This is a genomic window from Ruminococcus sp. RTP21358st1_G6_RTP21358_211008 (assembly GCF_040908885.1).
GTDB classification, from domain to species: domain Bacteria; phylum Bacillota; class Clostridia; order Lachnospirales; family Lachnospiraceae; genus Blautia_A; species Blautia_A faecis.
Genome location: NZ_JBDGDM010000034.1, coordinates 1 through 19,595 on the forward strand (window position 1 = coordinate 1; position 19,595 = coordinate 19,595).

14 protein-coding genes, 1 rRNA gene and 1 other annotated feature are annotated in these 19,595 nt (G+C 44.2%); of the genes, 14 read left to right on the plus strand and 1 reads right to left on the minus strand.

All coding sequences use genetic code 11. From position 1 onward, the window contains the following. From AB5Z12_RS13565 to AB5Z12_RS13585, 5 genes are all read left to right on the plus strand, one after another. Positions 1–123 (plus strand): 23S ribosomal RNA (locus AB5Z12_RS13565); the annotation flags it as partial. Between the two features lie 412 nt (positions 124–535). Further along, a complete protein-coding gene (locus AB5Z12_RS13570) occupies positions 536–1,969 on the plus strand; it encodes an MATE family efflux transporter (protein ID WP_226855250.1) in 1,434 nt (477 codons plus the stop codon). A gap of 78 nt (positions 1,970–2,047) precedes the next feature. Continuing rightward, positions 2,048–3,616 (plus strand): diguanylate cyclase, encoded by a 1,569-nt coding sequence (locus AB5Z12_RS13575; RefSeq protein ID WP_368368676.1) that lies wholly within the window; start codon positions 2,048–2,050, stop codon positions 3,614–3,616. 41 nt (positions 3,617–3,657) lie between these two features. After that, positions 3,658–3,912: a kinase gene (locus AB5Z12_RS13580; RefSeq protein WP_195392172.1), complete on the plus strand. Its 255-nt coding sequence runs from the start codon at positions 3,658–3,660 to the stop codon at positions 3,910–3,912. An 8-nt stretch (positions 3,913–3,920) separates the two neighbouring features. After that, positions 3,921–4,793: an aldose 1-epimerase family protein gene (locus AB5Z12_RS13585; RefSeq protein WP_237925899.1), complete on the plus strand. Its 873-nt coding sequence runs from the start codon at positions 3,921–3,923 to the stop codon at positions 4,791–4,793. Here AB5Z12_RS13585 and AB5Z12_RS13590 read toward each other — a convergent pair. Then, entirely contained in the window at positions 4,735–4,923 is a 189-nt protein-coding gene (locus tag AB5Z12_RS13590; RefSeq protein WP_308768485.1) for a DUF6783 domain-containing protein, read from the minus strand. The two genes, AB5Z12_RS13585 and AB5Z12_RS13590, sit on opposite strands and share 59 nt — an antisense overlap. Between AB5Z12_RS13590 and AB5Z12_RS13595 the strand changes: the two genes are divergently transcribed. From AB5Z12_RS13595 to AB5Z12_RS13635, 9 genes are all read left to right on the plus strand, one after another. After that, complete coding sequence (locus tag AB5Z12_RS13595; protein ID WP_308768486.1) at positions 4,888–4,983, plus strand: DUF6783 domain-containing protein; 96 nt, start codon at positions 4,888–4,890, stop codon at positions 4,981–4,983. The two genes, AB5Z12_RS13590 and AB5Z12_RS13595, sit on opposite strands and share 36 nt — an antisense overlap. A gap of 29 nt (positions 4,984–5,012) precedes the next feature. Then, a complete protein-coding gene (locus AB5Z12_RS13600; RefSeq protein WP_118583318.1) occupies positions 5,013–5,201 on the plus strand; it encodes a DUF6472 family protein in 189 nt (62 codons plus the stop codon). Between the two features lie 42 nt (positions 5,202–5,243). After that, positions 5,244–5,380: a sequence feature (ribosomal protein L10 leader region), on the plus strand. 30 nt (positions 5,381–5,410) lie between these two features. Next, positions 5,411–5,923 (plus strand): 50S ribosomal protein L10, encoded by a 513-nt coding sequence (rplJ, locus tag AB5Z12_RS13605; protein WP_195392174.1) that lies wholly within the window; start codon positions 5,411–5,413, stop codon positions 5,921–5,923. 67 nt (positions 5,924–5,990) lie between these two features. After that, positions 5,991–6,362: a 50S ribosomal protein L7/L12 gene (gene rplL / locus AB5Z12_RS13610; RefSeq protein WP_118583314.1), complete on the plus strand. Its 372-nt coding sequence runs from the start codon at positions 5,991–5,993 to the stop codon at positions 6,360–6,362. 135 nt (positions 6,363–6,497) lie between these two features. After that, positions 6,498–8,753 carry a right-handed parallel beta-helix repeat-containing protein gene (locus tag AB5Z12_RS13615; protein WP_256144556.1) on the plus strand — a complete coding sequence of 752 codons (2,256 nt, stop codon included), beginning with the start codon at positions 6,498–6,500 and terminating at the stop codon, positions 8,751–8,753. A 185-nt stretch (positions 8,754–8,938) separates the two neighbouring features. Next, positions 8,939–12,793, plus strand: coding sequence for a DNA-directed RNA polymerase subunit beta (locus AB5Z12_RS13620; RefSeq protein WP_118583310.1), 3,855 nt, complete (start codon positions 8,939–8,941; stop codon positions 12,791–12,793). 17 nt (positions 12,794–12,810) lie between these two features. Continuing rightward, the gene (gene rpoC, locus AB5Z12_RS13625) at positions 12,811–16,542 is read left to right on the plus strand and encodes a DNA-directed RNA polymerase subunit beta' (protein WP_368357291.1); all 3,732 of its coding nucleotides are present in this window, start codon (positions 12,811–12,813) and stop codon (positions 16,540–16,542) included. Positions 16,543–16,957: 415 nt separating this feature from the next. Continuing rightward, entirely contained in the window at positions 16,958–18,697 is a 1,740-nt protein-coding gene (locus tag AB5Z12_RS13630; protein WP_173770109.1) for a serine/threonine-protein kinase, read from the plus strand. A gap of 68 nt (positions 18,698–18,765) precedes the next feature. Continuing rightward, on the plus strand, positions 18,766–19,569 hold the full coding sequence (locus AB5Z12_RS13635; RefSeq protein ID WP_173770108.1) for a PP2C family serine/threonine-protein phosphatase: 804 nt from the start codon (positions 18,766–18,768) through the stop codon (positions 19,567–19,569). Positions 19,570–19,595: the final 26 nt, after the last annotated feature.

Below are 19,595 nucleotides of genomic sequence, written 5' to 3' on the forward strand. Positions count from 1 at the left end.
AAGATGAGATGTCCCATTCGAAAGAAGTAAACCCCCTTGAAGACGACGAGGTAGATAGGGCAGGGGTGGAAGTGTGGCAACACATGGAGCTGACTGTTACTAATAGGGTGAGGGCTTGACCAACAATCGCAAGGTTGAAAAATGATTCCATTAGGATGTAACATGTATGTAGTTTTGAAGGTACAGAACGAAAACGGTAGCCGGTTGGTTATCGTTTTTTTGTTGCCTTTTCTTTACTTTTACCCTATTTTTTTTCTTTATATTCTGTTAAAATATTTTTTAAATCAATTCATAAAATGATATGAGTGTCAAAAGGTCTTTTGCCACTCATTTGATACCTCGGATTGCGATCCAGCTACGCTGCTCCCGCAATCCTCCAAATATTCGAAATCTGCTGATTTACTGCGTAAATCGCTACTTTCTCATATTTGGCATGTCCCAAGTTCAAACACCTTATCGTGCAAGCACGAACGGCTTTTTGACCTTTTGACACTGGTATCATAAAATAACAGGTAACAGAATAGGAAGAAATAAGATGAAATCAACTAGAAACAGATCCAGACTGGCAGATCAGGGAACAAAAGAAATGCTGCCAGTTATTTTTTCTCTTGCGTGGCCAACTATGCTGGAACAACTGATGCAGACTGCAGTACAATATATGGACACTGGTATGGTAGGCGTCCTGGGAACAAGTGCAACGGCCGCTGTTGGAGCTACCAGTACAGTAAACTGGCTGATTGGAAGTACGATTTCTGCGATCAGCATAGGATTTTTGGCATACATATCCCAGTCAATCGGAGCAGGAAAAAAAGAACAGGCAAAAAAAGCTTCAGGACAGGCTGTGCTGACAGTTGTGATCGTAGGAATATTTTTTACAATTCTGACAATGGGACTGAGCCGTAAAGTCCCTGTTTGGATGCAGGTAGATCCTTCTATTCAGAAACTGGCATCCAGCTATTTCCTGATCCTCTATGCACCGATGCTTTTTCGAACTGCGAACATTATTTTTGGAACTGTCCTGAGAGCAGTGGGCGATACCAAAACCCCTATGCAGGTAGGAGTTGCCTTTAATGTTATTAACATTGTACTGAACTTTTTTCTTATATATTCCACCAGAACTGTGCTGATTGGTGGAAAAGAACTGGTGATCCCAGGCGCGGGATGGGGCGTTCAAGGTGCAGCAGCTGCGAGTGCTATAGCTTATACCATTGGAGGTATTGCAATTACGGTTAAATTATGGAAGCATACTGATATATCTCCAAAGGGTCAGAGCTTCCTGCCGGATTCTGCAGTTCTGCGCCCTTGTCTGAAGGTGGCTGTTCCAAATATGTTTCAGCGATTTGCCACGTCCCTTGGATATGTGGCATTTGCATCCATGATCAATTCTTTGGGCGAGACTGCAACGGCAGCCCATACTATTGCCAATACAGTAGAATCTGCTTTTTATATTCCAGGATATGGAATGCAGACAGCAGCGGCTACTCTTGCAGGAAATGCTCTTGGGGCCAATGACAATAAAAAACTCAACAGCCTTGCCAAGGCAATTGTGCCGTTGGAAGTGGGACTGATGGTTATTTCCGGAAGTCTGCTGTTTATTTTTGCGCCGATATTGATTAGGCTGTTTTCATCAGATGCGCAGGTTATCCGTCTGGGAAGTACGGTACTTCGTATGGTTGCTGTTTCCGAACCGTTTTATGGTGTACCTATTGTGATCGAGGGCATGATGCAAGGTGTGGGGAAAACAGTAACTCCCTTTATTTTCAATGTAGCGGGAATGTGGGGTGTAAGAATTCTGGGGACTTTTATCTGCATCCATCTTCTTGGACTGGGACTTGTGTCTGCCTGGGGATGCATGATAGGTCACAATATGCTTCTTTTTGTTTTATTCACTTTACATTATTTCAGCGGCAGATGGAACCCTATGAATAAAACAAAAGTATCCTTCCAATACAAGACTTGTAAAAAGTGACCAAAAATCACAAGCTTGACAGCAGAATATATAGGCTTTATACTGAAAAATAACGAATAAAAGCCGTCACGGCTTGGAATGGATGACGTTAATATGGAAAAAAGCGTGAAAGACAATCCTGAATACAAAATGAAACGGCAGGGAATGATCATCGGACTGGTCTGTCTTGCTGTGATGGTGTTTCTGACGATTTTTCTTATGAGCAGATATCGTCAAAGAACAGAGAAGATTTTTACAGAGCTTATGGAGGAATCACTTTTATCCACCCATTCGGAAGCACTGACAGAAATGGAGAATTTCCTGGCTGGTTCAACTGGAGCAGATAAGGTGGAGGAAGCCTGGGAGGCTCTGAACGAGGACGAGGGGAATGTGCTTCACTATGTGTGCAATTCAGATGGGAAAATCCTGGCAGGAGATATGCGGATTTTTGACATTGAATATACGGTGGCGACAGTGCTTCATTCGCAGCATGTGAAGGATAACAGTATTTCCCAGGTGGAAAAGTCCCTTAAAAAGCTGACCTATGGAGCACCCCATATTTTCACGGAGCTTGAGAAAACGGATATCTATCTGGTGGCATCCAAGTTGGAAGGCAGAGACTGTATTCTGTTTTCAGAATATCGTTCCGCCAAAATGAAGAATTATAAAGCAGTGCTCATCAATGGAAACCGCATGATTATTTTTACGCTTCTTGGATGCGCGTTGATTATGCTGCTTTTTACAGTACGATTCTATATGAAGCAGCAGAAGAAAGTGATGAAAGGTCAGGCAAGGTACGACATTTTGTCGGAGTTTTCGGACACGGTTCTTTTTGAATATGACTGCCTGGAAAAAACATTGGTATTTACGCCAAATATAACGACTTTATTTGGACTGAAGGAAATCGGTCCGATCAGGCCTTTTGACAGTGACACAGATTTCACAATGGTTCATCCAGATGATGTGGCGAAGGTAAAGGCACTTCTTTCCACAATTGGTGATAATTCTGATGAGATTGATGATTTTGTAATTCGTTTTAAGGATAAGAACGATAATTATCGTTGGGTGCGATGGATGGGCCGTCTGATACGAGGCCGTCTTGGTACACCACAGGCATTTCTGGGCAAGATTTCTGACGTTCAGAATGAGATGACCAGAGAACAGGATCTTCGTGAAAAAGCCTCTGTTGATGGTCTTACAGGCGCTCTGAACCGCAAGGCTGCAGAGCAGAAAATCAATACGCTTATGCAGGATAAAGAGTGTAAAGGTTACCTGCTTATGCTCGATATTGATGATTTTAAAACGGTAAATGATACAATGGGGCATGCAATAGGTGACCTTGCATTGATTACTTTGGTAAAACTTTTGAAGGAACATTTCCGCAGGGAGGATATTATCGGTCGTCTTGGCGGTGATGAATTTATTGTGTTTATGACAAATACAGAGCTTGCTTCGGCTGTTGAAGCAAAAGGTGCGGAAATTCTTGATATTCTGGCAAAGTCAGAGACTACACCACATTTTACCGTGAGTATAGGAGCGGCGGCTTATCCTGCAGCTGGAAACGACTATGAAAGCCTGTATCTGGCGGCGGATAACGCAATGTATGCTTCAAAGAAATCCGGTAAGAACAGAATTTATGTAGATAATGGTCAGCAGAAAAAAGAATGATCATAAAAGTATCGCTTTGAGACTAAAGGAAGGTGACAAAAATGCGGTTACAGATTGTACAGGATGCATTAAAAAAGAAGAATATCAAATACGAATATACAGAGATTGATGGCTGCGGAAGTCTTGATTTTCTGTTTCGAGGATTGAAATTCCATGTGTGGGAGTATGAGGACCGTGTCTGGGGAGCAGAGACAAATATTTATGAAGCAGGACGCAGTCAGGATATTGAGGGCAACTATGAAGAGGTCATTGCCAAAGAGATTTTATCATGGCCCGATATGATGCCAGGAAGTTGAGGAATGGGATGAAATACGAGATCAGCAATGAATATCTTAAAGTGAAGGCCGACACAGAAGGGGCTATTTTGTGGTCCGTGACAGATAAGGACGGATTTGAGTATATCTGGCAGGGAGATGACAGATACTGGAATGAGCATGGTGCCAATCTTTTTCCCTATATTGCCAGATTATGGGAGAAATCCTACATATTTCAGGGGAAGACTTATCATATGGACATTCACGGTTTTGCCAAGGATTCTGTTTTCTCCTGTGAGAAAGCAGGGGAGAATGAACTGGTGTTTGTAATGGAAGATACCAGGGAAACTTTGGAACAGTATCCATTTCATTTTCGTTTTGAGATCCGATATCTGCTTGAGAAAAATACTTTAAAAGTTTTCTATTCGGTAAAAAATAAGGATGAGAAAACGATGTATTTTGGAATCGGCGGTCACCCGGGATTTAATATTCCGATGGAAGAGGGACTTTCCTTTGAGGATTATGAATTGGAATTTTCCAGGGCATGTGAGCCGCAGCGCATTCTTTTTTCACAGGAGTGTTTTGTGGAGGGGAAGGAGTCCTATGAACTTTTGGAGGGCAGACGGATTCCTCTTCGTCATAATCTTTTTGATGAAGATGCTATTGTGCTGGAGAAAACCTCTGGAGAGGTTCTGCTTCACAGTACGAAGGGCAAAAAGGCAGTGAAGGTATCTTATGTGGATATGCCTTATGTCGGTTTCTGGCATATGCCCTGCATGGATGCTCCTTATGTTTGCATTGAGCCGTGGTGTTCCCTTCCATCCAGACAGGGAATTACAGAAAATCTGGAGGAACAGAAGAATCTTATTTCACTGGAAGCTGGCAGGGAGTGCCAGATTTCCTGGACCATGGAAATTCTCTAGAGCGTGTCTGAAAAAGGCTTTCTGCAAGATGTGCGTCACAATTTGTGGGAGATTTTGACTGGATGAGGGCGCCGTAGCGGGCTACGGTAACCGAATTCAGGCAAAATCTCCCGCAAAGTGGGGCGTGCAGATTGTGGGAATGATTTTTCAAACACGTTCTAAAACGTGCAGATTGTGGGAATGTTTTTAAATACTCGCAAGGAAGGCAGGGTATGTAATATGAAAAAGAAGCAGGGGGCGAACTGCGAATATTGTGTAAACTATTCTTACGACGATGATTACGAGTGCTATACTTGTGATATGAACCTTGACGAAGATGAGATGTATCGTTTTATTACAGGAACCTATCACGATTGCCCTTATTTCCGCATGGGGGACGAGTACAGAGTAGTAAGAAAACAGATGTAAAAAAATTAAAATTACTATTGACAAATAAAATCGAACGTGGTATTTTATTACAGAACGCTGCCGAAGACAGTAGGTGCCGTAAGGCATAAGGATTAAAACGCCTACCGAGGACTAAGTATTCTTTCGTAAGAATTACGTTAAGCCTTGCTGTCTTACAGTAAGGCTTTTTTTGGCGGTATATCAAATTCTATAAGGAGGTGTACCATTTCATGGCAAAAGTAGAACTGAAACAACCAATCGTAGAAGAAATCGCTAACAATATTAAAGACGCACAGGCTGTTGTTCTTGTTGACTACAGTGGTCTTACAGTTGAGCAGGATACTATTTTACGTAAAGAGTTAAGAGAGTCCGGCGTACAGTACAAGGTTTACAAAAACACTTTAATGCGTCGTGCATTTGAAGGTACTCCATGTGCAGATCTTGACAAGCACTTACATGGAACAAACGCTATTGCAATTTCTGCAACAGACGCTACTGCTCCTGCAAGAATCCTTGCTAAATTTGCAAAACAGTATCCGGCACTTGAGTTAGTTGCTGGTATTGTTGAGGGTAACTACAACGATCAGGCAGGAATCCAGGCATTGTCCCAGATCCCGTCCAGAGAAGAACTTCTTGGCAAACTGCTTGGAAGTATCCAGTCTCCTATTACCAACTTTGCTCGTGTGCTTAATCAGATCGCAGAGCAGAAGGGTGGAGAGACTGAGGCACCAGCAGCAGAATAATTTAAGTTTCTGTCGCTGAATCGAATCATTGATTCCACAAAAAATTTAAAAATGGAGGAAAATTATAATGGCAAAGTTAACAACAGCTGAGTTTATCGAAGCAATCAAAGAGTTATCTGTATTAGAGTTAAATGATTTAGTAAAAGCTTGCGAGGAAGAGTTCGGTGTATCCGCAGCAGCAGGCGTTGTTGTAGCAGCAGCAGGTGCTGGTGAAGCAGCTGAGGAGAAAGATGAGTTTGACGTAGAGCTTACAGAAGTAGGTCCTAACAAAGTTAAAGTTATCAAAGTTGTTCGTGAGATCACAGGCTTAGGTCTTAAAGAAGCTAAAGAAGTTGTTGATGGTGCTCCGAAAATGGTTAAAGAGGGCGCTTCCAAAGCAGAGGCTGAGGATATCAAAACTAAACTTGAGGCTGAAGGCGCTAAAGTTACTCTTAAATAATTTAGGTGTATTTAAGCGAACCATGCTCCCCGCAGAAGTCTGTCGTGCAGGCCACTGCGGGGATTTTTTTGTGTAACAGGAAATTCTGTTGGAGTTTCCTGCAATCAGGATTCTTTTTGTGCAAGGAGATTCTGAATGAATATAAAAATGTTTTTGACTGTAACATTACTGGGAGTATCTTTATATCTGGGAGGCAGTTCTGTTATATATGCTGAATCAGCAGAAAATGTGACGGAGAATTTTGAAGACAGCTTTTCAGATTGCGATCTTGAGCCAGAAATGGAAGAGGATGAGACTGGCTTCTATGGCGGAACAGCTGAGGTGGGATTTTTTTCAGCAGATGAGTCTGATAATGATTTTGAAGAGGAGCCAGAAGAAGCTCTGCTTACACCTGTACCTTCTGATAATGAACAGCAGATTCTGGCGACTATTCCAGAAGGCGCTGCAGTGGTGACTTTAGATGTGGCTGATGGAAGTGATATTACCGAAACTTTGAATACAGTGCTTCACTTTATGGGGCAGAGAGCTACAGATGAAACTCCTTGTACGGTAATTATCCCGCAGGGAAGCTATCTGATTTCCGGAACTATCCATATGTACAGCAATCTTACTCTTTATGCAGAAGGGGCTGTGCTGACGAAAACCTGTACAGATAAGCATGTGGTCCTCAGACTGGGAGATGACATACTTTCTGCCGGAGGTTATGATGGATATCACAATATCACCATTGAAGGCGGAACCTGGGATCTGAATTATCCGGTTGTCGAAGATAAGGAAGGCACAGGCGGTTTTGTAGGCTTCAGGATTGGACATGCCAGACACGTAACTGTGAAGAACGTAACATTTCTAAACAATTTGAAATCTCATTTTCTTGAGCTGGCAGGTACGGAAGATGTAACTGTGACTGGCTGTACATTCCGGGGATATTGGCAGGAATATGAAGGCGGCGGACAGGAATGCATTCAGCTGGATGCATGTTTGGATTATATTTTTCCAGGATATCAGCCCTTTGACGGAGCTGTCTGTGAGAATATCAGGATTACGGATAACGTTTTTGAGGATGTGTTTGCAGGAGTGGGCAGCCACAGCATGATCTACGACAGGCCATACCGGAATATTGTGATTCAGGGGAATACCTTTCGAAATGTGAAAAAGAGAGCTGTCTGGTGCCTGAATTACGTGGATTCTGCTGTGGAGGACAATATAATAGAGAATGCAGGCGGCGGAGTGCTTGTGAGCTGCATGTATTTCCCGAATACCCATCTTATACCGGGAACTGTTGCAGGAATGGAAGGAAACCACCAGAATGCGGGCATTTCCGTGAAAAATAATCAGATTTCTATTTCTTCAGTGAGCCAGATCAATGGAAACATATGGAGAGGATATGGAATTGAAGTCCAGGGAGCCTGTGTAAGTGACAGTTCAAAAGCACAGGCTAAGGGAATTCCGGTAGGTATTTATAAGGAAAACGGTGTTGCGGTAAAGGGAAATATGATCACAGGGACTGGAAATGGAATTCGCCTTTATCTTGCTGATGGCTGTACAGTGGAAGATAATCAGTTGAAGCTGCAAAAAACTGCATCCTTTTCCAACATGGGAATTTATCTGTCTGCTTCTTCTAAAAATGTGATAAAAGATAATCAGGTATCAGGTTGTAAAAATGTAGGAATCTACGCTTATGACGGAGGAAAGCTGGGGACTCCATCCACAGAGAATCAAGTCCTGGATAATGTGATTTCAGGTATCGGCGGCGATGGAATTCTTATGGAAAATGGCTCTGACGGGTGTGAAGTAAGCCGGAACCGTATATCCTCCGGAAAAAAGAACGGAATTGTTCTCTGGGGCAGCGAGGGCTGTCAGATCACAGCGAATCAGGTGAAAGGCTGTATGCTGGACGGAATATATGTGGAAAATATTGGAAATGCTGTTATAAAATCTAACAGGATTACGAATGTGAATGGCAGAGGAATCCAAGTGATCGCAAGTCAGACCGGAAAACTTTATGGAAATGCGGTTACTGGCAGCAGAAAATGCGGTTTATATGTAAGCAGGTCAAAGATTTCCGGAAACAAAAAGAACCGTCTGGAGAATAATGGCAGTACTTATGCAATTTATGCGGAAAACAGCACTGGAATCATTTCCGTGAAAATGCCCACTGCGTCTAAGATTACCAGAAAGTCAGTGAAGATCACAGGCAAAGCGGCGGGTGGAAAGAAGCTTACAATTTATGCAGTGAGCAGAAACAAGAATAAAAAAATCGGCAGAGGAAGCATCAATTCCCGAAAGAAATATAATATTTCTATCAAAAAACAGAAAAAAGGAACGAAGCTTCTCTTTGTATTATCGGATAAATATGGAAACCTTTCTTATAGTAAGAGAAAAGTAAAATAAATTATAACTATTCAGCAATTACAAATAAAAAAACAAATGAAAAAACAACAGAAAAGTGCTTGACAGGCTTTTTTTGTTGTGCTATAGTGAAGAATGCTATATTATGGCAAGATATGCCTACTATGCTTATGCAGCAGAGCGGGCTGATGTTGTAATAAATAAAATAAAACAGGGGTGAAACGTCAATGGAAAAAAACAGAATTCGTTCTGTAAAAACTGGAAAAAGCATGCGAATGAGCTACCAGAGACAAAAAGAAGTCCTGGAAATGCCGAACTTGATCGAGGTCCAGAAGGATTCTTACCAGTGGTTTCTCGACGAAGGATTGAATGAAGTATTCGACGATATTTCTCCAATCGCAGACTACGGCGGAAAGCTCAGTCTTGAATTCATCGGCTTCACATTTGATGAAAAAGAGGCTAAATACACCATCGAGCAGTGTAAAGAACGTGACGTAACTTATGCCGCACCTTTGAAGGTTCGAGTGAGACTGATTAACAAGGAAACAGATGAGATCAACGAACACGAGATTTTCATGGGAGACCTGCCGATTATGACCGCGACAGGAACTTTCGTCATTAACGGTGCTGAGCGTGTTATTGTCAGCCAGTTAGTACGTTCCCCTGGAATCTATTATGCCATTGCACACGATAAAATCGGTAAGAGACTGTTTTCCTGTACAGTAATTCCTAACAGAGGAGCATGGCTGGAATATGAGACTGACTCCAACGATGTATTCTATGTGCGTGTGGACAGAACCCGTAAGGTTCCGATCACTGTACTGATCCGTGCACTTGGTGTTGGTTCCAATGCAGAGATCATTGATCTGTTTGGCGAAGAGCCGAAGATCCTTGCAAGTTTCACAAAGGATACTTCTACGAATTATGAAGAAGGTCTTCTTGAACTGTATAAGAAAATCCGTCCAGGCGAGCCGCTTGCAGTTGAGAGCGCAGAGAGCCTGATCAATGCGATGTTCTTTGATCCGAGAAGATATGATCTTGCCAAGGTCGGACGTTATAAATTTAATAAGAAACTTCATTTCAATAAACGAATTGTTGGTCATAAGCTGGCTGACGATGTGGTTGAGGGCTCTACAGGAGAAATTCTTGCAGAGGCTGGTACTATCGTAACCAGAGAACTGGCTGATGCCATTCAGAACGCTGCAGTTCCATTTGTATGGATCCAGGGTGAAGAAGACCGCAGAATTAAAGTTCTTTCTAACTTAATGGTAGACATGCATCACTATCTGCCAGAAATTGAGAACCTGGAAGAGCTTGGGGTTACAGAGTTAGTATATTACCCTGTACTCGAAAAAATTCTGGAAGAAAATGACACACTTGAGGACAGAATTGCCGCTATCCGCAGAGATATCCATGACCTGATCCCGAAGCATATTACAAGAGAAGATATTTTTGCTTCTATTAATTACAATATGCATCTGGAATATGGCATTGGAAATGACGACGACATCGACCACTTAGGAAACCGTCGTATCCGTGCGGTTGGTGAACTGCTTCAGAATCAGTACCGTATCGGTCTTTCCAGACTTGAGCGTGTGGTTCGTGAGAGAATGACAACACAGGATGTGGAGAGCATTTCCCCGCAGTCCCTGATCAATATCAAACCTGTAACAGCTGCTGTAAAAGAGTTCTTTGGATCCTCCCAGCTGTCACAGTTCATGGATCAGAACAACCCTCTTGGTGAGCTGACCCATAAGAGACGTCTTTCCGCACTTGGACCTGGCGGTTTGTCACGAGACAGAGCCGGATTCGAGGTTCGAGACGTTCACTATTCCCATTACGGAAGAATGTGCCCGATCGAGACTCCTGAGGGTCCGAACATCGGTCTGATCAACTCCCTTGCATCTTATGCAAAGCTGAATCAGTACGGATTTGTTGAGGCACCTTACCGTAAGATTGATAAAACTGATCCTATGAATCCGCGTGTAACTGACGAAGTTGTTTACATGACCGCAGATGAAGAGGATAACTACCATGTAGCACAGGCGAATGAGGCACTTGACGCAGAAGGACATTTCGTTCGTAAGAACGTTTCCGGTCGTTATCGTGAAGAGACTCAGGAGTATGAGCGTCAGATGTTTGATTACATGGACGTATCTCCTAAGATGGTATTCTCTGTAGCTACAGCCCTGATTCCATTCCTTCAGAACGACGATGCGAACCGTGCGCTGATGGGATCAAACATGCAGCGTCAGGCTGTTCCGCTTCTTACCACAGAAGCACCAGTTGTTGGTACAGGAATGGAAGCAAAGACAGCTGTTGACTCCGGTGTTTGTGTGGTTGCAAGAAAGTCTGGTACTGTACTTCGCTCCACATCTACCGATATCAGCATCAAGAATGATGATGGAACAAAAGATGATTATCATCTTACCAAATTCATGCGCAGTAACCAGAGCAACTGCTACAACCAGCGTCCGATCGTTAATCAGGGCGAGCACGTTGAAGCAGGTGATGTTATTGCCGATGGTCCGTCTACTTCTCAGGGAGAGCTTGCTCTTGGCAAGAACCCTCTGATCGGATTTATGACCTGGGAAGGTTATAACTACGAGGATGCCGTACTGTTAAGTGAGAAACTTGTACAGAACGATGTTTATACATCTGTTCACATTGAAGAATATGAAGCAGAATCCCGTGATACAAAGCTTGGACCGGAAGAAATCACCCGTGATGTTCCAGGCGTAGGTGATGATGCACTCAAGGATCTTGATGAGCGCGGAATCATTCGTATCGGTGCAGAGGTTCGTGCTGGTGATATCCTTGTTGGTAAGGTTACTCCTAAGGGAGAGACTGAGCTTACAGCAGAGGAGAGACTTCTTCGTGCAATCTTTGGTGAGAAAGCACGCGAGGTTCGTGATACTTCCCTTAAGGTACCACACGGTGAGTATGGTATCGTTGTAGACGCCAAGGTATTCACAAGAGAAAATGGTGATGAGCTGTCTCCAGGAGTTAATCAGTCTGTACGTATCTATATCGCACAGAAGAGAAAAATCTCCGTTGGTGATAAGATGGCTGGTCGTCATGGTAACAAGGGTGTCGTTTCCCGTGTACTTCCGGTTGAGGATATGCCATTCCTTCCGAACGGACGTCCACTGGATATCGTGCTGAACCCGCTGGGTGTACCTTCCCGTATGAACATTGGACAGGTCCTGGAAATTCATTTAAGTCTTGCTGCCAAAGCACTTGGCTTTAATATTTCCACACCGGTATTCGATGGTGCAAACGAGAATGATATCCAGGATACACTGGAACTTGCAAATGACTATGTAAATACAGAAGATTTTGAAGAGTTCCGTGAGAAATACAAAGACATTCTGGCACCTGATGTAATGCAGTATCTGGATGAGAACAAAGCCCACAGAGCATTGTGGAAAGGTGTTCCGATTTCCAGAGATGGTAAAGTACAGCTTCGTGACGGACGTACCGGAGAGTTCTTCGACGGTCCGACCACAATCGGACACATGCATTACCTGAAACTGCATCATCTGGTTGATGATAAGATCCATGCCCGTTCCACAGGTCCTTACTCTCTGGTTACACAGCAGCCACTGGGTGGTAAAGCTCAGTTCGGTGGACAGCGTTTCGGAGAGATGGAGGTTTGGGCTCTGGAGGCATACGGTGCATCCTATACACTCCAGGAAATCCTGACAGTTAAATCCGATGATGTAGTCGGTCGTGTGAAGACTTATGAAGCAATCATCAAGGGTGATAACATCCCTGAGCCTGGTATTCCGGAATCCTTTAAGGTTCTTCTTAAAGAGCTCCAGTCCCTGGCATTGGATGTACGTGTGCTCAAAGATGATCAGACAGAAGTTCAGATCATGGAGAATGTAGATTACGGCGAAACCGATCTTCGTGCAGTTATCGAGGGAGATTCCCGCGGCCACAGAGGAGAGGAATCCTTCAGCAAACATGGCTATACCAAGCAGGAGTTTGACGGAGAGGAACTTGTTGATGTGGACGAGGACGAAGAAGAGGATTATGAATCCGAAATCGACGATTCCTACGATGATATCGAAGAGTAGAAAGGGGAAAAGAATACATGGCAGAATCAACCAATACCAATGAAACATATCAGCCAATGACTTTTGATGCCATTAAAATCGGACTGGCGTCCCCGGAAAAGATCAGAGAGTGGTCAAGAGGTGAGGTTACAAAACCGGAAACCATCAACTACCGTACCTTGAAACCGGAGAAAGACGGACTTTTCTGTGAAAGAATTTTCGGACCAAGCAAGGACTGGGAGTGCCACTGTGGTAAATATAAGAAAATCCGTTATAAAGGTGTTGTCTGCGACCGATGCGGCGTTGAGGTTACCAAGGCTTCCGTTCGTAGAGAGCGTATGGGTCACATTGAGCTTGCTGCTCCTGTTTCCCATATCTGGTATTTCAAGGGTATTCCGTCCCGCATGGGACTTATCCTGGATCTGACTCCAAGAACACTGGAGAAAGTTCTTTACTTTGCAAATTATATTGTACTGGATCCGGCAGATTCCGGACTCCAGTACAAGCAGATCCTTACTGAGAGAGAATATCAGGATGCCCGTGAGTCTTACGGAAATAACTTCCGCGTAGGCATGGGTGCTGAGGCTATCAAAGAGCTCCTTATGGCTATCGACCTTGAGAAGGATTCCGCTGAATTAAAGGCAGAGCTGGTTAAGGCAACAGGCCAGAAGCGTGCAAGGATCATCAAACGTCTTGAGGTTGTTGAATCTTTCCGTGAGTCAGGAAACCGTCCTGAGTGGATGATTCTTGATGTTGTTCCTGTAATCCCGCCAGATCTTCGTCCTATGGTACAGCTGGATGGTGGACGTTTTGCGACATCTGACCTGAATGATCTGTACAGAAGAATCATTAATCGTAATAATCGTCTGAAAAGACTGCTGGAGCTTGGTGCTCCGGATATCATTGTCCGCAATGAGAAACGTATGCTTCAGGAAGCAGTTGATGCCCTGATCGACAATGGTCGTCGTGGCCGTCCGGTTACAGGTCCTGGAAACAGAGCCCTGAAATCCCTTTCTGACATGCTGAAAGGTAAATCCGGACGTTTCCGTCAGAACCTTCTTGGTAAGCGTGTTGACTACTCCGGACGTTCCGTTATTGTTGTTGGACCAGAGCTGAAGATTTATCAGTGCGGTCTGCCAAAAGAGATGGCAATCGAGCTGTTTAAGCCTTTTGTTATGAAAGAACTGGTAGCAAACGGTACCTCTCACAATATTAAGAATGCCAAGAAGATGGTAGAGAAGCTTGAGCCAGCTGTATGGGACGTTCTGGAAGATGTTATCAAAGAACATCCGGTTATGCTGAACCGTGCACCTACACTGCATCGTCTGGGGATCCAGGCGTTTGAGCCGATCCTTGTAGAAGGTAAGGCTATTAAGCTTCATCCGCTTGTTTGTACCGCTTTCAACGCTGACTTCGATGGTGACCAGATGGCTGTCCATCTTCCACTGTCCCAGGAAGCACAGGCAGAGTGCCGTTTCCTGCTTCTGTCTCCGAACAACCTTCTGAAACCTTCTGATGGTGGACCGGTAGCCGTTCCTTCACAGGATATGGTCCTTGGTATTTACTATCTGACACAGGAAAGACCTGGAAACAAGGGAGAAGGAAAGTTCTTTAAGAGCGTAAACGAGGCAATTCTGGCATATGAGAACCAGGTAATTACTCTGCAGTCCAAGATTCTTGTCCGCTGTAGCAAGGTAATGCCGGATGGAAGCACTTTCACAGGCAACGTGAAGTCTACACTGGGACGTTTCCTGTTCAATGAGATCCTGCCACAGGATCTTGGATTTGTTGACAGAAGCATTCCGGGAAATGAGCTTCTTCTTGAGGTTGACTTCCTGGTTGGTAAGAAACAGCTGAAACAGATCCTTGAAAAAGTTATTAATACTCACGGAGCAACCAAGACTGCTGAGGTTCTGGACTCTATCAAAGCTATGGGTTACAAGTATTCTACAAGAGCTGCCATGACTGTATCTATTTCTGATATGACCGTGCCGCCGCAGAAGCCTGAGATGATCAAGGCTGCACAGGATACTGTAGATAAGATCACAAAGAACTATAAACGTGGTCTTATTACTGAGGAAGAGCGTTATAAAGAGGTTGTGGATACCTGGAAGAAGACTGACGATGAGCTTACTCATGCGCTTCTTTCCGGACTTGATAAGTACAACAACATCTTCATGATGGCTGACTCTGGTGCCCGTGGATCTGATAAACAGATCAAACAGCTTGCAGGTATGCGTGGATTGATGGCCGATACAACCGGACATACAATCGAGCTTCCTATCAAGTCAAACTTCCGTGAAGGTCTTGACGTACTGGAATACTTCATGTCCGCTCATGGAGCGCGTAAAGGACTTTCTGATACCGCTCTTCGTACAGCCGATTCCGGTTACCTGACAAGACGTCTTGTTGACGTATCTCAGGATCTGATCGTACGTGAGATGGACTGCTGTGAGAACAGAGCAGAGATTTCCGGTATGTATGTAAAAGGTTTCATGGATGGCAAGGAGGAGATCGAGAGCCTTCAGGATCGTATTACAGGTCGTTTCTCCTGCGAGACCATTAAGAATAAAGAGGGCGAAGTCCTTGTAAAAGCAAATCACATGATTACTCCGAAGCGTGCTGCACGTATCATGAAAGAGGGGGTAGACAACATTACCGGAGGTGCTGTTGAGCAGGTTAAGATCCGTACCATCCTGAGCTGTAAGTGTAAGGTTGGTGTGTGTGCGAAGTGCTATGGCGCAAACATGGCTACCGGTGAGCCGGTACAGGTTGGTGAGTCCATCGGTATCATCGCTGCACAGTCTATCGGTGAGCCAGGTACACAGCTGACTATGCGTACTTTCCATACAGGTGGTGTTGCCGGTGGAGATATCACACAGGGTCTTCCTCGTGTCGAGGAGCTTTTTGAGGCAAGAAAGCCGAAAGGACTTGCTGTTATCACTGAAATCAAGGGTGTTGCTACAATCAATGACACCAAGAAGAAGAGAGAGATCATCGTAACAGATCCGGAGACTGGTGATTCCAAGACTTACCTGATTCCATACGGTTCCCGTATCAAGATCATGGACGGACAGGTTATGGAGGCTGGTGATGAGCTTACAGAAGGTAGTGTAAACCCGCATGATATCCTTCGAATCAAGGGTGTTCGTGCAGTTCAGGATTACATGATCCGTGAGGTTCAGCGTGTATACCGTCTTCAGGGTGTTGAGATCAACGATAAACATATCGAGGTTATCGTTCATCAGATGCTGAAGAAAATCCGTATCGAGGATAACGGAGATTCTGAGTTCCTGCCAGGTACACTTGTTGACTTCCTCGAGTATGAGGAAGTAAATGAGAAACTGGAAGCTGAGGGATTACGTCCTGCAATTGGAAAACAGGGAATGCTTGGTATTACCAAGGCATCTCTGGCAACTGATTCCTTCTTATCAGCTGCTTCTTTCCAGGAGACTACCAAGGTTCTGACCGAAGCTGCCATCAAGGGTAAGGTTGACCATCTGATCGGTCTGAAAGAGAATGTAATCATCGGTAAACTGATTCCAGCTGGTACAGGTATGAAGTGCTACAGCGATGTAGAGCTTGATACAGGAATGCCGGAAGAGCCAGAAGAAATCGAATTTGATGAAATGGACGACGAGGATCAGGATGTGCTGGATGTAGCGGAAGACTCAGAAGAGCTGGAGACTGCTGATGAGGCAGATCTTGCAGTGGATGAGGATGAGGATACATTTGAGGATGAGGATTCTTCTGAAGACAGTGAAGAATAAACGATAAAATATGAAATCCCCCAGGGTGACAGAAATGTTGCTTTGGGGGATTTTTGTGTAACAGAGAATTCTATGGAACTTACAGTTACACAAAAAAGTGCAGCCCGGCAGGAACACACTGCAGCAGCAAGGGAAATGCTGCTTGAGACAATCCGCCGTAGGCGAGGGTAAGGAAAAATATGGATAGAGGAAAATACAACCTGGTCTATCATTTGTGGTAAGATTCCTGTATAATGTTTTATGTAACTATTCAGAAGGCAGTATTCCGCGAGGTGTTCTGGGGGAAAAGTAGTTCACAGAAAACCCGAGAATAGCGGTGCGAAATCACGTAAACCATGATTTCTGTGCATCGTGACGGGGAAGACTTGCCAGTCCATTTAAAAAGTCATTACCCGTTCGAGGAGGGAGAACATACATGGATAAAGATGTTCCGGTTTCCGTCTGGCCAGAATGGGAACTTATAGAGAAAATAGGCGAAGGATCCTTTGGGAAAGTGTATAAAGCAAAGCGGACAGAACGAGGCCGCTCTTTTTACTCCGCAATCAAGATTATATCCATACCGGCAAGTAAGGGAGAACTTGATAGCGTACGCTCAGAGATGAATAATGAGCAGTCTACCAGGGAATATTTTCGAAATCTGGTAGAAGACTGCATTCAGGAAATATATACTATGGAGCATTTTTGCGGAAATTCCCATGTGGTTTCATTTGAAGATTTCAAAGTGGTGGAATATTTGGATGAGATCGGCTGGGACATTTCCATAAGAATGGAATATCTTACCAGCTTTATGGATTACTGCACAGGCAAGGAGCTTACTGAGAAGGAAGTGATCAAACTTGGCTGTGACCTGGCTATGGCATTGATTTATTGCAGGAAATTGAATATTATTCACCGTGATGTGAAACCGGAGAATATTTTTGTGTCCAGATTCGGTGACTTTAAGCTGGGCGATTTTGGAATTGCCAGGGAACAGGCACATACCATGAGCAATATGTCCAAGAAAGGTACCTATTCCTACATGGCACCGGAGATTTACAAGGGAGAGAAGTACGACAGCAGTATTGATATCTATTCCCTTGGAATTGTATTATATAAACTGATGAATCAGAACAGGCTGCCTTTTCTTTCGCTGGATAAGCAGCTGATTACATACAGAGATAAAGAGACTGCCCTTGCACGGAGAATGGCAGGGGAGAAAATGCCGGCACCAGTTAATGCCAGTGCTGCTTTTTCCCACATTATACTAAAAGCATGTGCATATGAGCCGGGGAAACGTTACAGGAAACCAGAAGATATGCTGCGGGATTTGGAGAAGCTTCGTCTGGCACCGGTGAATGCAGAGAAAGAGTGGGAGAAGTCCCAGTGGGAGCTGACAAATTCAGCAGAACTTGAGCGGGATCAGAGAAGATATGCCCCTCAGGAGCCGGAAGACCGTATGGAGCGGACCCATGTGGCAGAAGACCCTCAGATTGAGAAAGCTGTCCGGGAAGAAGAGGCACAGCTCAGAAAGCCTGCGAAAAATGCAGTGAAAAATTATGAGAAACAGTCAGTAAATGCCTCTTCCACTAAGCGAAAGAAGCAGCAGAGAAGCGGGTGGGACCAGGAAAGACAGATTTCACCATGGACAGTTTCCCTTATTGTAGTGGCGCTTGCGGCATGCATTATTATTGGTGTTTATATGAAATTAATCCATGATGAGAATCGCAAGGCTCAAAATACGGAGAACGTTATGGAAGTTCTGGAAGCTAATGATAACAGTACTGCTCAAATTGATGAATTTTCTACTTCAATTCAGACAATTAAGGAGCAGGCGAATACAATTGTAAGCGAACTTCCGGACTGCGAGGAAGTTGGCAAGGAAGGCGACCGGCTTCGCTACTATGACAGCAACGGGAAACTGGTGAAAGCGCTGATTTATCCGGAGACATCCGAAGATGGAGTTTATGAGGAGTATTATTATTGGGATGAACGTCTGTTTTTTGCATATGTATGGACCGGTAATAAGAAGGAATTATATTACTATGACAAGCGTGGCAAACTGATCCGCTGGATCGATACAGACGGAACTGTCCACGATAAGGAGAATGACAGTACTGAGTACACCAAGCGTGGCGAGAAATACTGGAAAAATGCGCTGGAGCAGTTAGATGAATGATGATACCGGTCATATAAGAAGTGGCTGTGATTCTTTGGAACATCGACAGACAGGCGAAGAGGAATAGAATGACATATCATATTGATTATGCATATACCTGCCATGCAGGGAAAGTGCGACCAAATAACGAGGACAATTTCTGGTGCTGTGGAGAGTACCTTCCAGTGAGTAATCATGGAACAGAAGAAATCCGTACTGGTCTCAGACTTCGGGAGAGCCTTCCGGTAATGTCTGTTTTTGACGGCATGGGAGGGGAGAGCCAGGGGGAAATGGCTGCCTGGCTTGCTTCTGACAGCCTGGAGCATTTTTATAGGGAAAATAAGGGGATGCTTCGTAAAGCACCAGAACTTTTTCTTACAGAAGCCTGTAAGAATATGAATCAGGCTGTATGTGATTATGGTCGGGAACAACGGATCAGTGCCATGGGAACTACTATGGCGATGATTGCTTTTGGAAAAAAAGAAGCGTATATCTGTAATCTGGGAGACAGCAGGATTTATCGGTTTTCCAAGGGGAATTTTTCACAGATTTCCAGAGATCATGTGTTGAAAAGCTGCAGATTTGGGAAAGCACCACTGACTCAGTTTCTGGGAGTGGAGGAGACCGAGATGAAGCTGGAACCTGCCATTGCGGCAGTTCCTTATCAGGATAGGGACCGTTATCTGCTTTGCTCAGACGGGGTAACAGATATGTTATCTGATCGCGAGATTGAAGAAATTATGAAGCTGGAGGACTCAATTCGTGATATTGCCCATGCTCTTTTAACAAGGGTACTGGATAAAGGGGCCAGAGATAATACTACGATCATTCTCTGCGAGGTAAGAGCAGATAATCGGCCGTTCAAAACCTGGCTTTTGCAGAAGAAGGGATAAATCAGAGGGCAAAATTTTTCACAATT